Origin of the sequence: Idiomarina aquatica, assembly GCF_004362895.1 — a bacterium.
Lineage (GTDB): Bacteria > Pseudomonadota > Gammaproteobacteria > Enterobacterales > Alteromonadaceae > Idiomarina.
On record NZ_SNXI01000010.1, the window covers coordinates 1 to 16,185 of the forward strand.

Annotated in this window: 13 protein-coding genes; 3 read left to right on the top strand and 10 right to left on the bottom strand. The window is 49.3% G+C overall.

Annotation, left to right across the window (positions count from 1 at the left end):
- Window positions 1-143: 143 nt before the first annotated feature.
- The 5 genes from DEU29_RS08345 to DEU29_RS08365 are packed head-to-tail and all read right to left on the bottom strand — an operon-like array spanning window position 144 to window position 7,714.
- The gene (locus tag DEU29_RS08345; protein WP_133539909.1) at window positions 144-911 is read right to left on the bottom strand and encodes a peptidylprolyl isomerase; all 768 of its coding nucleotides are present in this window, start codon (window positions 909-911) and stop codon (window positions 144-146) included.
- A 43-nt stretch (window positions 912-954) separates the two neighbouring features.
- Window positions 955-1,680 (bottom strand): respiratory nitrate reductase subunit gamma, encoded by a 726-nt coding sequence (gene narI / locus DEU29_RS08350; RefSeq protein ID WP_133539910.1) that lies wholly within the window; start codon window positions 1,678-1,680, stop codon window positions 955-957.
- A gap of 10 nt (window positions 1,681-1,690) precedes the next feature.
- Window positions 1,691-2,434 carry a nitrate reductase molybdenum cofactor assembly chaperone gene (gene narJ, locus DEU29_RS08355; protein WP_133539911.1) on the bottom strand — a complete coding sequence of 248 codons (744 nt, stop codon included), beginning with the start codon at window positions 2,432-2,434 and terminating at the stop codon, window positions 1,691-1,693.
- Window positions 2,435-2,438: 4 nt separating this feature from the next.
- Window positions 2,439-3,974 carry a nitrate reductase subunit beta gene (narH, locus tag DEU29_RS08360; protein ID WP_133539912.1) on the bottom strand — a complete coding sequence of 512 codons (1,536 nt, stop codon included), beginning with the start codon at window positions 3,972-3,974 and terminating at the stop codon, window positions 2,439-2,441.
- Window positions 3,975-3,994: 20 nt separating this feature from the next.
- Window positions 3,995-7,714, bottom strand: a complete 3,720-nt coding sequence (locus DEU29_RS08365) for a nitrate reductase subunit alpha (protein ID WP_133539913.1) — start codon at window positions 7,712-7,714, stop codon at window positions 3,995-3,997.
- 344 nt (window positions 7,715-8,058) lie between these two features.
- Here DEU29_RS08365 and DEU29_RS08370 point away from each other — a divergent pair, with 344 nt between their 5' ends.
- Complete coding sequence (locus DEU29_RS08370) at window positions 8,059-9,837, top strand: ATP-binding protein (protein WP_133539914.1); 1,779 nt, start codon at window positions 8,059-8,061, stop codon at window positions 9,835-9,837.
- 12 nt (window positions 9,838-9,849) lie between these two features.
- On the opposite strand, the gene DEU29_RS08375 is transcribed toward DEU29_RS08370, so the two are convergent.
- On the bottom strand, window positions 9,850-11,079 hold the full coding sequence (locus DEU29_RS08375; protein ID WP_133539915.1) for a hypothetical protein: 1,230 nt from the start codon (window positions 11,077-11,079) through the stop codon (window positions 9,850-9,852).
- A 250-nt stretch (window positions 11,080-11,329) separates the two neighbouring features.
- Here DEU29_RS08375 and narL point away from each other — a divergent pair, with 250 nt between their 5' ends.
- Window positions 11,330-11,989: a two-component system response regulator NarL gene (gene narL, locus DEU29_RS08380; RefSeq protein WP_133539916.1), complete on the top strand. Its 660-nt coding sequence runs from the start codon at window positions 11,330-11,332 to the stop codon at window positions 11,987-11,989.
- A complete protein-coding gene (gene moeA, locus DEU29_RS08385) occupies window positions 11,989-13,242 on the top strand; it encodes a molybdopterin molybdotransferase MoeA (protein ID WP_133539917.1) in 1,254 nt (417 codons plus the stop codon). The genes narL and moeA overlap by 1 nt, the downstream gene beginning before the upstream one ends.
- A gap of 5 nt (window positions 13,243-13,247) precedes the next feature.
- Here the strand turns inward: moeA and modC are convergent, their stop codons facing one another.
- Genes modC through moaE form a run of 4 tightly spaced genes read right to left on the bottom strand, consistent with a single transcriptional unit; the run spans window position 13,248 to window position 16,183 of the window.
- On the bottom strand, window positions 13,248-14,312 hold the full coding sequence (gene modC, locus DEU29_RS08390) for a molybdenum ABC transporter ATP-binding protein (RefSeq protein WP_166635898.1): 1,065 nt from the start codon (window positions 14,310-14,312) through the stop codon (window positions 13,248-13,250).
- Entirely contained in the window at window positions 14,299-14,988 is a 690-nt protein-coding gene (gene modB, locus DEU29_RS08395; RefSeq protein ID WP_133539919.1) for a molybdate ABC transporter permease subunit, read from the bottom strand. Before modB ends, modC begins: the two co-directional genes overlap by 14 nt.
- Entirely contained in the window at window positions 14,985-15,728 is a 744-nt protein-coding gene (modA, locus tag DEU29_RS08400; RefSeq protein ID WP_133539920.1) for a molybdate ABC transporter substrate-binding protein, read from the bottom strand. The genes modB and modA overlap by 4 nt, the downstream gene beginning before the upstream one ends.
- Window positions 15,716-16,183, bottom strand: a complete 468-nt coding sequence (gene moaE / locus DEU29_RS08405) for a molybdopterin synthase catalytic subunit MoaE (protein WP_133539921.1) — start codon at window positions 16,181-16,183, stop codon at window positions 15,716-15,718. Before moaE ends, modA begins: the two co-directional genes overlap by 13 nt.
- Between the last annotated feature and the right edge of the window lie 2 nt (window positions 16,184-16,185).

Below are 16,185 nucleotides of genomic sequence, written 5' to 3' on the forward strand. Positions count from 1 at the left end.
AAAAAATCCATAGCCAGACAGTCTGACTATGGATTTTGAAGGCTCTGCCGGATCGGTCAACCGATCGCTAAAAATTCTTTAACTGATCGGCATTACCCACGAAGGGTGCCTTTAAATACATCAAAAATCCAGTATTACTGCGCCTACTGTAACAGTGGCGACCCGGTACTGACAAAATCAAAGCCTTTAATGTCCGCTTCGTTTGCTAAAGCCTGAATGTATTGCGATACCGCCTTGCGGTGAACTTTTTCTTCCAGGTACTCAGCAATTTTGTCACGTACTGCCTCGTATGGCAGCGGTTTGCCTTCAATTTTATGATCCACGCTGACTACGTGAAAGCCATAACGCGTTTCTACCGGGTACTTCATAATGCCGGTATCAGCCGTAAACAATTGCCGCTCAAATTCCGGCACCGTTTGGCCTTTACTCAGTTGCCCCAGGTTACCATCGGTTTCTTTCGACGGGCATGAAGAGTACTGACGCGCCAACTGAGCAAAATCATGGCCTTGTTTCAGTTCCTCGATTAATTGCTCTGCCATACGTTTGGCGTTAACACGCTCTAAGTCGTCATCGGGTGCAGCCGCCAACAGAATATGGCGAGCCTCAACAATGGGCGACGTTTTAAAACGTTCCGGGTTTTGCTCGAAGTACTGACGACATGCTTGCTCATCAGCCTCTGGGCGCGCAACCTCACGGTCAATCAAGGTTTCGATAAAGTCATCGCTGCCACCATCGGCACTGTCATCAGCAACTTCAATACCTAAGTCTTTAGCGCGTTGCTTAAACAGCTCGCCAATGACCAGCGCTTCCGCCGCTTTCGCCATGGCTTCTTCGCGCGTTTCAGCGGGATGATACTGCATTTCTTCCAGAATCACTTTTTCTGGAATTTCGTTTTGATTAACTTGAATCATTATTGCTTCCTTGAGGGGGCATCGCCCCCTCTACTTCAGTCACTTAATAGGTCGGCTTAGCAAACTTCTTGCGCACCACCTGGTGCTGGCGAGTAATGTACTGCACCGGCACACTAAACATGTGAACTAAGCGCGAGAACGGGAAGATTAAGAAAATGGTCATTCCCAATACCACGTGCAGTTTAAACACCCAATCCACTGGATTATTAGCAACTGCCGCTACGGCTTGGACCGGGTCGAGAGTGACGATGTTTTGTGCCCATGTCATCAACGCCACCATAACCGCCGCTTTTTCACCTTCTGCACCGTGAGTGACGTGACTCACCGAGTAGAAAATTGAGATTAAGCCCAGCACTAACTGCGCCAGCAGAATCCACAGCAGGAAGATATCCATGGAAGAACTATTCACACGCACACGGACGTTGTTCATGCGACGGTTGACCAGGATGACTAAACCATACAGGCAAATAACACCAAAGATGCCACCCATGATAATCGCAACCCATTGCTTCAGCTCGTTGCTGACACCCAATGCATACCAGATTGGTTTTGGTGTTAATAAGCCGACTAAGTGCCCGAAGAAAATACCAATAATACCAATGTGGAACGGCAAACTGCCTTTTCGCAGTTGCTTGCTCTCCAGCATTTGACTGGAACTGGTCTTCCAGGTGTACTGTTCGCGGTCGTAGCGAATCCAGGTACCGATAAAAAACACAGCCAGGGCAATATAAGGATATACGCCGAAGGCCAACATATTAATGTAATCCATGATGCTCTCCTTAAATACCCGAGACTTTTCTTGGCTGTGACGGATCTGAATTCATCAGGTCGTCGGTGTTAAACGGTACATATTGATCGCGACGCTGACCTTCCGACGGGCGATTTTGCGCTGTTGGACAGCCCTGGGTTTGATCGTTACCGGTAAAGGTAACCGCTTCTTCTTCCCAAACTTTATCCAACGCTTTCGCGGTATCATCACGCTTTTCGTCTGCGATTTGCTGACGCACGTCGTCCAGATCGATATCGATACCGGAGATGTGCAATAGCACTTCAAACAGCAGTGAGTAGTTACTCCCGCGCTGTTCCAGGCGAGCCGTCAATAGCGCCAGTATATGAGCCACTTCCTGTAAGCCCAGTGTCGCGTTTTCGTCACCCTGAGTTGATAAAAACTCCAGATACAGCGGAATATAATCGGGCAACTCTTTAACACCCAATTCCAATCCCGCTTGTTTGTACTGATTGTTCAAATCAACCATAGCCTGACCACGATCGCGAGACTCGCCATGAACATGCTCAAACAACAGTAATGACAACGCTCGTCCGCGCTCGAACAAGCTGTCGTACTCTGATTGCCAGTCCATCAAACCCATTGCACAGCGGGTTTGCACAAACTCCATGAGTGCGGCTTTATCGCCTGCAGGCAAGGACGACTGCTGAATCATTACCTCGATGTCTTCCCGAGCTTCAACAAGCTCGGGTTTTGGGTAATCCAATAATAAAGAAATAACCTGTAGTACCTGCATGTGATTACTCCTTCATCGTTACTGGAATGACTTGACGGACGCTTTGTTTTTTCGCACCGAACAAGTTGACTTCGTTGTTACCATCGCTACAACCGTTACCAAAGCTGAAGCCACAACCACCCTTGATGTCGTAGGCATTTTCCGCATAAGCACGATGGCTAGTCGGAATGACGAAACGATCCTCGTAGTCAGCCAAGGCCATGTAGCGATACATTTCGTCGACTTGATGCTTAGTCAGTCCAACTTGTTTTAGTACGTTCAAATCCTCTACGCCATCAACGTGTTTAGAACGCATGTGTGAACGCATAGCAATCATTCGTTCGAGCGCACGAATTACCGGCTTCTCGTCACCAGCAGTCAACAGGTTTGCCAGGTAACGCAGCGGTATACGCAATGACTTCAAGTCCGGAATTTCACCGTCCATGCCAACATGGCCGGCTTCGACCGCGCTTTGAATGGGCGACAGCGGTGGCACATACCAAACCATTGGCAGCGTGCGATATTCAGGGTGCAGTGGCAGTGCCACTTTCCACTGCATCGCCATCATGTAGACCGGCGAGCGCTGGGCTGCTTTGATCCAGTTTTCAGCAATGCCTTCTTTACGTGCCGCTTCCTGCACTTCAGGGTCATGCGGGTCTAGGAAAATACCTAACTGCTCTTCGTACAAGTCTTGCTCGTTTGGTGTATTTGCTGCCTCTTCAATGCGATCCGCATCGTATAGCAACACACCTAAGTAGCGGATACGACCGACACAGGTTTCTGAACACGTGGTTGGCTGACCTGCTTCGATACGCGGATAGCAGAACGTACATTTTTCAGATTTACCGGTCTTCCAGTTATAGTAGATTTTCTTGTACGGGCAGCCCGATACACACATACGCCAGCCGCGACATTTGTCCTGATCAATCAGTACAATACCGTCTTCTTCGCGCTTGTAGATTGCACCTGAAGGACACGCAGCCACACACGCAGGGTTCAGGCAGTGTTCGCACAAGCGTGGCAAGTACATCATGAAGGTCTTTTCGAACTGACCGTACATGTCTTTTTGCACCACGTCGTCGAAGTTCTTGTCCTTCTTACGCTTCTCGAATTCCGTACCCAGAATTTCTTCCCAGTTCGGCCCCCAATGGATTTTCTCCATGCGCTTACCAGTAATCAGTGAGCGCGGGCGTGCCGTTGGCTGGTGCTTGCTTGGCTTGGCCGTGTGCAAGTGCTGATAGTCAAATTCGAACGGCTCGTAGTAGTCATCAATTTCCGGCAAGTCAGGGTTACCAAAAATGTTTGCCAGCACGCGACGCTTGCTACCAATTTTCAGCTCCAGGTTGCCCTTTTTATTGCGTGACCAACCGCCGTTCCATTTGTCCTGGTTTTCCCACTCTTTCGGGAAGCCAATGCCCGGCTTGGTTTCTACGTTGTTAAACCAGGCATATTCGACCCCTTCGCGAGAGGTCCATACGTTTTTGCAGGTGATGGAGCAAGTATGACAGCCGATACACTTGTCCAAATTCAGCACCATGCCAATTTGAGCTCTTACTTTCATCGTGTTGTCCTCACTCCGATTTATTCAGTGTCCAGGAAGTCGACTTTGTCCATCTTGCGGACCACCACGAATTCATCGCGGTTACAGCCTACTGTCCCGTAATAGTTAAAGCCGTATGCCTGTTGTGCATAACCACCAATCATATGAGTTGGCTTCATGACCACACGCGTCACTGAGTTGTGAATACCGCCTCGGGTACCGGTCAGCTCAGAGCCCGGCATATTCAAAATACGCTCCTGGGCGTGGTACATCATGCTCATACCCTCAGGTACACGTTGCGAAACCACCGCACGGGCACAGATTGAACCGTTAACGTTAAAGATTTCCATCCAGTCGTTATCTTCAATGCCGGCTGCTTTCGCGTCGATTTCACTGATCCAGACAATCGGGCCACCACGTGACAGGGTTTGCATTAACAAGTTATCTGAGTAAGTGCTGTGAATGCCCCACTTCTGATGCGGCGTAATCCAGTTCAGTACGATCTCTTTATTACCGTTTTGGCGCTTGTTCAGCACCGGCGCAACAGTTTTCAGGTTAATAGGTGGCTTGTACGCACAAAGCGTTTCGCCAAAGTCACGCATCCACTCGTGATCCTGATAGAACTGCTGACGACCGGTAATGGTGCGCCACGGGATGAACTCGTGAACGTTGGTGTAACCGGCGTTGTAAGACACATGTTCGTCTTCCAGACCTGACCAGGTCGGCGACGAAATAATCTTACGCGGCTGCGCCACGATATCGCGGAAGCGAATTTTCTCTTCTTCCTTCGGCTTAGCCAGGTGCGTATGGTCGCGACCTGTCAACTCACCCAGTGCAGCCCATGCTTTAACGGCAACATGACCATTAGTTTCCGGCGCCAGAGATAAAATCGTTTCGCAGGCATCAATCGCCGTTTCGATTTTCGGACGACCCTGATTGGCGCCTTCTTCAACATGGGTGCGATTGAGCTTACCGAGGAACTCAACTTCCTCTTTAGTATTCCAGTTAATGCCCTTACCACCATTACCTAGCTTGTCCATTAATGGTCCAAGCGAGGTAAAGCGGTGATAGGTATTCGGATAGTCACGCTCAACCACAGTAATATTCGGCATGGTTTTACCCGGAATCGCTTCGATTTCGCCTTTCCACCAAGCTTTGCCACCGTATGGCTGTGCTAGTTCTCCCGGTGAGTCGTGCTGCAATGGCACCGTGACCACGTCTTGCTCAACACCCAGGTGACCCTGGCTTAAGCGTGAGAAGTCTTTGGCAATCCCTTTAAAGATGTCCCAGTCAGACTGCGCTTCCCAGACCGGATCAACGGCCGCTGTTAACGGGTGAATAAACGGATGCATATCCGAGGTATTCATATCGTCTTTTTCATACCAGGTAGCTGTGGGCAGCACGATGTCTGAGTACAGGCAAGTCGTCGACATGCGGAAGTCCAGCGTGGTTAGCAAATCAACCTTGCCTTCCGGTGCCTCGTCAATCCATTCCACGTCTTCCGGTTTTTTGCCACCAAACTCACCCAAATCTTTACCCAACAAGCCATGCTTAGTACCCAACAGGTGCTTCAGCATGTACTCGTGGCCTTTACCTGACGAACCTAAAAGGTTTGAACGCCAGATAAACATGCTACGAGGGAAGTTTTTCGGATCATCCGGCTGCTCACAGGCAAACTTCAGATCACCTTTTTTGAGTTGATCGACAATATAATCTTTTACATCCATGCCGGCTTCTTCGGCTGCTTTTACCAGCCCCAGCGGGTTTGTTCCCAACTGTGGTGCAGACGGCAACCAACCCATGCGCTCCGCGCGGGTGTTGTAATCAAGGATGGTGCTGCTCCACTTGTCTTTATTTGCCAGTGGTGACACCACCTCACTCATGTCGAGTTTCTCGTAACGCCATTGATCAGAATGGTTGTAGAAGAACGAGGTACCATTCATGTGGCGAGGTGGGCGCTGCCAGTCCAGACCGAAGGCCAGTGGTTGCCAACCCGTTTGCGGACGCAGTTTTTCCTGACCCACATAGTGAGCCCAGCCGCCGCCCGATTGACCAATACAGCCACACATCATCAACATGTTGATCAAACCACGGTAGCTCATGTCCATGTGGTACCAGTGGTTAATTGCCGCACCAACGATAACCATCGAGCGACCTTTCGTTTTGTCTGCATTACGACCAAACTCGGTTGCAACACGGATAACGTCTTCGGGTTTTACACCGGTAATGTGCTCTTGCCACGCCGGCGTGTAGGGTACGTTATCGCTGTAATCCTTAGCCCGATTCTCGTCGTTCATGCCATTGTCGACACCGTACTGCGCCAGCATTAAATCAAATACTGTGGCAACGTAGGCGGTCTCGCCATTGGCCAGCTCAACTTTTTTAGCCGGAATTTTACGGATCTGAACTTCGTCATGATCAGTGTGCTGGAAATACTCATACTCATGCGGTGCACTGCCAAAGTATGGGAAGCCTACTTCCACGACTTCGTCATGGTTGTCTTTTAGAGACAATTGCAGATCAACTGCACCCTGCTTGTCTTTTTGTTCCAGGTTCCACTTACCTTTTTCGCCCCAACGATAACCGATGGCACCGTTCGGGCTGGTCAAACGCTGATCTTTGCTATTGATGGCAATGGTTTTCCAATCTGGGTTGTTGTCTTCGCCGAGGTTGTCGACCAAGTCCGCAGCGCGCAGGAAACGGCCCTGATTCAGGACTTTTTCACCCGGCTCTAACATAACCAGCATCGGCATGTCGGTATAACGCGTAACATAATCCTGGAAGTACTGGCTTTGCTTGTTCACGTAAAATTCTTTTAAGATTACGTGTCCAAACGCCATCGCTAGTGCCGAGTCGGTTCCCTGACGAGGCGACAACCAGGTATCACCAAACTTTGATGCTTCTGAATAGTCCGATGTAATAACGCAGGTTTTTGTACCTTTGTAGCGAACTTCCGTTAAGAAGTGCGCATCCGGTGTACGCGTTTGCGGTACGTTAGAACCCCAAACGATGATGTAGTTAGAGTTGTACCAATCCGCTGATTCAGGAACGTCTGTCTGTTCACCCCACACCTGCGGCGACGCCGGCGGTAAGTCACAGTACCAGTCGTAAAAGCTTAAGCAGTTACCACCAATCAGCGATAGATAGCGTGCACCTGCCGCATACGACACCATAGACATCGCCGGAATAGGTGAAAAACCACTGATGCGGTCAGGACCATATTCTTTCGCCGTATATACGTTCGAAGCAGCAATAATCTCATTGACTTCCTGCCAGTTTGCACGAACAAAGCCGCCCATACCGCGCGCCTGCTTGTAGCTCTTCGCTTTAGCTGGATCGGTAACAATAGATTCCCAGGCTTTTACCGGATCTTTGTGGGTTTCTTTTGCTTCGCGCCACAGCGACATCAGCTGCTGGCGAACCTTTGGATATTTGAGGCGGTTAGCACTGTAGATGTACCAGGAATAGCTTGCACCACGCGGGCAGCCACGCGGCTCATGGTTCGGCAGATCAGGGCGAGTACGTGGATAGTCGGTTTGCTGGGTTTCCCAGGTAACCAAACCGTCTTTCACGTAAATCTTCCAGCTGCATGAACCGGTACAGTTTACCCCATGGGTAGAACGCACCACTTTGTCATGCTGCCAACGTTGCCGATAACCTTGCTCCCAAGCACGGTCTTCATCGGTGGTAACACCGTGACCGTCGGCGAATGGTTCTTTGTGCGTTTTAAAAAAACGCAATTTTTCGAGTAGACGACTCATAATTTCAGACTCCCAGTCCACGCCTAACAGGTATTTCTAATGGATGTCAGCAAGTGTGCGGGATCAAAGCCCGTAACACCAGTAGGGGTAGCGGCGTAAAAATAGACTAGAGGTAGAAAAAATACCTCTTTTGGGTGATGGGGGTATTTTTTTAACTTGCTGTTTTATAAGTATTTAATTTTTTACAATTGATAGTGGTTTTCATTAACTGGCTCTCGCAGTAAAAAAGGGGTAGCCCAAAGTTACTTACTGCTAAATTCTCTGCTAACATCGTTGTTAATATGCATTAAAACTACATGTATTTACGTAAGTTTTTTACTTATTAGCAGGGTAGCTTTCGGTTTATGAAGACAACGTCGATCATTAATCTTTTTCGCGTTTCACTCGCCGTGATTGTCATTGTCGCCAGTGGCTCAGCGCTAACCGGCTTCTTACTGTTAGAAAAGTCCGAAAAGGACGCCGCCGTTATCAATGCCGCGGGTATGCATCGAATGCTGGCTTTCGAACTTGTTGCTGCGCAACAGGCAAACCAGCCGGGAGAAGTTGCCCGGATCGCTGCTGATATTAATCAACGCTGGCAACACCCCTTGGTCGAGTTCCACACCGCGGATCCTGCAACTAATGCTGCGACGACCGCAGTGATAGCCCGCCAGCAATGGCAGAAGCTAGAGCAACAGCTAAATGACAATAACGTCATCAGCTACGATGAAACACAACACTACGTCACTGCGTTGCAGAACTTTGTTATGGCGTTGCAGCAAAAATCGGAGCAACGCATGGCGTTAGTCCGCGGCGCACTTGCTGTATCAGCATTTATTATTGTCGGTGTGTTCTTCTTTTTGCTTTACATTGTGCGCCGACGTATCGATGACCCTCTCACCCATATCATGGGCGTCTGTCGCCGCCTTATTCAGGGCGACTTTACCGCACAGTCAAAGGTCAAGTCTGATGACGAGCTGGGACAGCTTTCCAGTGCCTTAAATAAAATGTCCGATACCGTCAGCTATTTTTATGGCGGGCTGGAGCGCCGTGTTGCCCAGCAAACGGCTGAACTGAGCCGCAAAAACCGGGTATTGTCTTTTTTGTACGACACGGCACGTTCAATCATTGTCCACAGCTATGATTACGCCAATTACCAAGACGTCATCGAGCGCCTTTATGAGGTGGGTGAAGTCGATGACATCGAGCTATGCCTGTTGACCGAGGAAGGCAGCCGGCCATTTTTGCAAATGCAGCCGCGCCCCAATTCAAAAGAGCCGTGTAGTTCACAAAATTGTGCCAGTTGCATCAAAGCAGGGCCTGGAGCCTCTGTTATCGAAGACAAAATGGTCTATCGCTTTGTGTTAAAACGCGAAGATCAGGAATATGGCGTGCTGATCGTTCGCTGCGATAAAAACGCAACGCTTGCGCCATGGCAGCAACAATTGATGGCATCAACAGCCGACCAACTGGCCTTGTCACAAAGTTTAAAAACAGAAGAAGAGCAAGTTCGCCGGCTTGCCCTGATGCATGAACGCACGGTTATCGCCCGCGAGCTGCATGACTCATTAGCGCAAGCCTTGTCGTATCTTAAAATTCAGGTCACACGGCTACAGAAAGCAGTAGAAAAAGAAGACCGTGAAGTTATTGACGACGTATCGACTGAGCTTCGTGAAGGACTCAATGCGGCTTACAAACAATTACGGGAGCTGCTAACGACCTTCCGTCTTAAAGTTGATGGTTCAGGGCTCTACAGTGCGTTGCAAACGACGGTGAAGCAGCTGTCTGAGCAAAGTGAATTACAGGTTCATCTGGATTATCGCCTGAATGATATTCCACTGGCACCCCACGAAGAGATTCATTTATTACAGATTATCCGCGAAGCCAGCCAAAATGCAGTAAACCATAGTGAAGGGCAAAACCTTCATATAGCGCTGACGCAGCCGACGGGTTCAGATATCGAGCTAACGATTAGTGATGACGGTGTGGGTATTCCAGAAAGTGCAGAAAAGCTGAATCATTACGGGCTGGCCATTATGCAAGAGCGCAGCCGCAATTTGGGCGGTGACCTGGACATGCGTCGTCGCGAACAAGGCGGCACCGAGGTAAGCTTCCGCTTTACCCCCGATTACTTGCTACAGTAAGTGCGCGGCCTGTTATGGGTTATAGAAGTCGCCATGGCGGCGCAAATAAATAACGTAATTAAAAATAAATCCAGCAACAAAAAACAGCGCCACTTCAGTCATTACTTGATCAAAGCTGAATGGCTGCCAGGCGACAGCAAAGCGCAACGGCAAATAGAGCGCGCCTAACATAGCAAAGCTCCCCATCCAGGTCAGCGCGCGGTTAATGTAAGCCACAGGAAAAACTTTGTGCAAGGTCACAACGACTGAACCGTTTGCCATCGCAGCACTAATAACCAAGCCCAACATGCAAGTAAACAGCACATCAAAATAGCGCATGTCATGTTGGTGGTGTGTTAATTCAAACTGCTTTGCCGCCAGCGCAGCAAAGATAGCCATCAATAATAAGCAAACCTGTGTGATTAACGTACCGCCGACCAGACGTCCGAGCCAATGCCCCAAAGGTCGCGATAAAATTGCCAAAAACGGTGCCATCCACACGAGCATTAAGGTGCTATAACCAAATACAATTTCCAGCACAAAAGGCAAAACAAAACTAACGCCGATGAAGGTACCTAGTGTTAAGTTATAGAGGATACCGATAAACCAAAAATGTCGATTTCTGAGTAATTCCGGGCTGAGTGACTGACGCTTGCCGGTTAAGAACTGAAAGCGTCTATCGGGAAGGCACCATTGTTTGACACCAGAAACTAAGAACAGCGCCATGATAAATAAAGGGAAGGATGCCAACCATATAACCGATCCGGGAGCCCGACGAATAAATAAATTACCACTACTTAGCACAAACTCGTGAGCGGCCCCTGACAGCGGTAGATGAACCATTACCACTAATGGCACAATCAGGTAGGCTAAGAAAGTGGCCACCAGAATAATGCCCACCACCCATGCAGAAGGCAGCATTTCACCACTTAAGTCAGCTCGCGAACCGACCAGAGATAAGTCAAAAGCTCGTGCGTAAAGCAGCCCCGAACAGCCGGACACCGCCACGGCAAAATACAACGCGTAATGGAGTGAAAAATCAACGAGTGCATAGCAGCCAAGAGCGGCGACAGATGCCATGATCAAATTATGAAAACGCGCAATAGTTGCTGACTGCATTGGGCTCATAAAACTACCAACAACGCGGGCAAGAACACCACTACCACCACAAATACCAAGCAACAAAAATGCATCAGACGGTGCCAGTCGGCTCGTCTGATACATCAATACAATAATTATTGGCCAGCTAGCCCAATAACTCATGCCTATGAGCAGCTGTAGCCAAGTTGCACGGCTTTCCTGGGTCACTACGTTAATGATTATGGTTGCTTTAAGATCCTATCAACTTTGCCTTGAGCGCCGCCAAACAACAATGCGTTTTACGTGTTAGTTATTGATTTTTATGGGGTAATGAAATACTCCAAAAGGAGTATTTTTAATGTATTTGAATTAAGAATATGGCAACCTATGCTTAGTTAGATTCATAGAGAATATATGTTTTAGGGAGATACTCATGTCGAATGAAGCAGCCAGCATTATGCTTGTTGATGACCACCCGCTGTTACGCAAAGGATTAAAGCAACTCATCGCCATGGAAGACGATATGCAGGTTGTCGCTGAAGCAAGTAGTGGGAAGGACGCGATTGCGTTAGCTGCTGAACATGACCCGGACCTCATCGTTTTAGATTTAAACATGCAGGGAATGGATGGCATTGAGACACTCAAGCAACTGCGTGATAGCGGCGTTACGTCGCGTATCATCATGCTCACTGTCAGTGACGCTGACGACGATGTCGTCGCCGCCATCACTAACGGTGCAGACGGGTACCTACTTAAAGACATGGAGCCCGAGCAATTACTGGAACAAATCCATCGTGCGGTTACCGGCAAAATGGTACTTAGCGAAGCCATTACCGAAATTCTTGCCACCGCCCTGCGCCAGCCAGCTAAAGCGCCTTCGTCACAGTTAAGCTCATTGACCAATCGTGAATACGAAATCCTCAGCCTGATTGCTAAAGGCATGAGCAATAAAGTCATAGCCCGCGAGCTGGATATTTCTGACGGCACCGTAAAAGTGCATGTGAAACACCTACTCAAAAAACTTGGGCTCCGCTCGCGTGTCGAGGCGGCAGTCTGGATGGTTAATCAGCAAGGCCAGCAAGGAGAGTCATAATGTCTAACGCAACAGCGCCAATGATGCCGTTCGATGACGCTATTGCTACCATGCTAGCGCAAGTCAGTGCATCGGAGTCATCGGAAACTGTCCCATTAACTCAAGCGCTAGACCGTATCGCAGCTGAGGACATCGTTTCACCGATTGACGTACCGGGCCATAACAACTCCGCCATGGATGGTTATGCCGTTAAAGCCGGTTCAGCTCAAGTTGGCGATGAGCTTAAAGTGATTGGCGTTGCCGCGGCCGGACACCCGTTCGCTAAAGAACTGGGGGACGGCGAGTGTGTCAGAATTATGACCGGTGCCACCATCCCCACCGGGGCTGACGCTATCGTCATTCAGGAAAACGTAACTGCCAACACCGAAGCCGGAGCGATTACCATTAATCAAGCAGCAGCAGTTGGCGACAATATTCGTTTGCAGGGAGCGGACATTAAACTGGGCCACGCTGTCATCGCCACAGGGGAGCGCCTCAGCCCTGTTGATATTGGTTTGTTAGCGTCCCTTGGGATTGCTGAAGTCAAAGTTAAGCGTAAATTAACGGTGGCTATTTTTTCTACCGGAGATGAACTTGTTGCTCCCGGCGCGCCATTAGAGTCAGGCCAAATTTACGACTCAAATCGCTACCTTATCCATGCCATGTTACAACGCTTTAACGCAGACATTATCGATTTGGGTCGTTTACCCGATGATTTAGGCAAAATAAAGGATGCACTGAGCGAGGCAGCTTCGCAAGCCGATGCCATTATTACCAGCGGTGGGGTTTCGGTTGGTGATGCAGATCACACCAAGGCGGCCTTAGATGCGCTTGGCGACGTTGGTTTTTGGAAGGTTGCAATGAAACCCGGCAAGCCCTTTGCGTTTGGTCGTATCGGCGCTAAACAAGCCGACAACGGAGCCTGGTTTTTCGGTTTGCCCGGCAATCCCGTTGCTGCTGCTGTCACCATGGACCAGTTAGTTCAGCCAGTGTTAATCCAGTTAGCGGGTCAACAGCCAACAGCATCTCCAGTCTTTAACGCAGCAGCCGATGAAGCCTTTAAAAAGCGACCCGGACGTGCAGATTTTCAGCGCGCAACGTATTGGCAGGATCCGCAGGGACCGCTAAAAGTTAAAAGCGCTGGGTCACAAAGCTCTGGCGTGCTGAGTACCATGAAAAGCGCCAATAGTTTTGCTCGCCTTGAACAACAGCGTGACAGCGTTGCTGCCGGCGAAACGGTAGAAGTATTGCCATTTTCCGAGTTGTTACGCTAGGCCAATTAATGCATTGCGGCAGCTTTAAAGGCTGCCGTAATCTTTTGACCCACGCCCAGCTTCAAGCGCTGACAGGAGACCACAGTTACCAATGCCCGTAACAATTGACCGTCTACCAACAGCGTAACTATTTTCTCAGCCTCGTGACCGGCACTCTGGATATCTGTAATCGTTGCATCAACCTGGTTGCTCAACGAGCTATCCCTTGCAGGACTTAAAGAAATACTCACGTCCCGAGCCCAAATAACGAGTCGTTTGTGTTTATCCACTTGATTCAGAGTCTTGGTTAAACCGTCAGGTAGCCAAAGTTGTTGCACTCCCATACTCCAGCAACGTAACCCTTGCTCAACCGGTTTGTCCGTTTGGGTTAACTCAATAATCGATAACGGACCGTCGCTGACCTGACCTAAATAGGGAGCTTCATCAACAAGCGAACCGGCTGAAACCTTTACCCCGTTATCGATAACAACGACCTCATCAGCTAACGAAACAACTTCGTCAACGTGATGGCTTACCAGTAACATAGGTAGTTGGTAACGCTGTTGAATCCTTTTCAGGTCTCCCAGTATTTGGCGCTTTGCGTCGCTATCAAGCCCATTAAGCGGCTCATCTAACAATAACAATTTAGGTTGGGACAGCAGTGCCCGCGCTATTGCAACGCGTTGTTGCTGACCCCCGGATAACTGCGACGGAAGGCGCTGTAATAACGGTTGCAATTGCAGTAAATCGATAACCTCTTGCGGCTCGATAAAGATATCGTCTGTTGTTTTAGGCAAACCGTAACGAATATTGTCAATAACACGCTTTTTGCTAAACAAATTGGCTTGCTGAAATACCATCGCTAAGTTTCGTTGCTCTGCTTTACGAAACGTCTTTTTGTTTTGCCATGGCTGTCCCTGCCAGCTAATTTCACCGGTAACTCTTGCTTCTAGCCCGGCAATGCAGCGTAGCAAGGTACTTTTACCGCTACCTGAGGCCCCGAATACCGCGGTTATTTTATTATCAGCAAAACGGTGCTGCAGCTGCAGCATAAAGTCCCGGCGCTGTAATCTGATATCAACGCTTAACACCAAGTCCTCCTGCTGCATAACGCTTTTGTAAACTGTAAACGCTAACTAATACAATGAATGAGAACACTAACAACCCAAGCGCCAGCGTACCGGCGCTGTCATAGTCCATTGCTTCCGTGTGATCATAAATCAGAATAGACAACACCTGGGTTTCACCCGGAATACTGCCGCCGAGCATCAAAATAACACCAAATTCTCCCAGCGTGTGGGCAAAACTTAGCGTCGCCGCAACCAACAAACCGCCCTGACTCATCGGTATAACGAGTGTCCAAAAACGTCGCCACCATCCGGCCCCTAAGGTTGCTGCAGCATCGAGCTGGCCCTGGGGGAGTTGCCGAAATGACTCGATTAATGGCTGCACGGCAAAAGGTAAGGAATAAATCACCGAGGCGATGACAATGCCCTCAAAACTAAACGCTAAATGATCAAGTCCCAGACTTTCGAGTGAGGAGCCAATAAAGCCCGAGGGCCCTAACCAAATCAGTAGATAGAAGCCCAGCACCGTGGGAGGTAACACTAGTGGTAAAGCCACCAGCGTCTGCACGATAGAGGTTACCCAGCCGTTTTTGCGTGCCAGCCACCAGGCTAGCGGAATCGCCACTAACAGCAGGATCAAGGTGCTATAGATACCAAGCTTTAGCGTTAGCGTCACCGCTTGCCAGTCGGCCTCGCTCATCGCTTATCACTCCCGCTATCAGTGGTTAGCCCGTATTGCTGCTTAATCTCATCGAACTTAGGCTGTTGGAAGTAGTCGCTGAATTGACGGGCAACACTGGCCTCAGATGTCGCAGAAACAATGCCATGCCTATGTTGCAACAGACTGTTATCGACCGCAGGTAGAATAACTAACTGCTTTGCTGTGCGCGCATCTAGCGGAATGACCGATAGCGCTACCAGGCCAAATTTGGCGGCGCCACTAAAAACCATTTGTGCAGCCTGAGCGACATTCTCAGCATAAACGAGCTGCTCTGCCAGGTTCAGGTCGTTGCTTTGTAGCCACTGCATTGCCGCTTGCCCATAAGGCGCATGTCGCGGCTGTGCAATAGCAATGCGCTGTTGCGTGTGTTGCAAATTATCAACGCTTAACGCTGTGGCTTGTGGAGCAGCGGCCCACAGGCCAAGTTGTCCATAACCATCCAGCGTTACGTCACGGACTAAACCTTTGTCTTGTAGCAACTCCATAAAGCGCTTATTGGCTGAAAAATAGATATCGAACGGCGCGCCGGCCTGTATTTGTGACGCCAGCTTACCTGAAGAACCATAAACGATGCGTACCGAAATGTCGTTGGCTTCTTTAAAGTCAGTAACTACGGCTTCCAGTATGGGTCGATAACTTGACGCTGCCGCTAACGTGAGTGTTTGCGTCGCCGCGTTGCTACTGAACACCAGCAACAATGGCAGTACTAGTCGCCACATGACTCACTACCCTGCCAGCGCTTTGCAGCCTCGTCATCGCTTTGTTTTGCTTCAACCCAATGTGTCTTGTCAGCATAATGTTCTTTCTTCCAAAATGGCGCCCGGGTTTTTAAGTAATCCATGATAAAGCGGGTCGCCTCAAACGCCGCATCACGGTGACCACTAGCGACACCAACAAAAACAATTTGCTCGTTTACACGCAAATAACCGACCCGATGAATGACCGTGACCCGCTGCAGTGGCCAGCGCTGTTGAGCCTGTTCAACAATGCCATGCAGTGCTTTTTCAGTCATTTGTGGGTAGTGTTCCAGTTCCAGTGCTTTTAGATCTCCTGAATCATCACGCACTAAGCCACAGAACGTCGCAACAGCACCACTGCGTGAGTCTGTAGCGAGCTGGTTATAAAGTTCGCCAACATTAAAGTCGTCGTTCTGTACAGACACATTGACCGTCACGC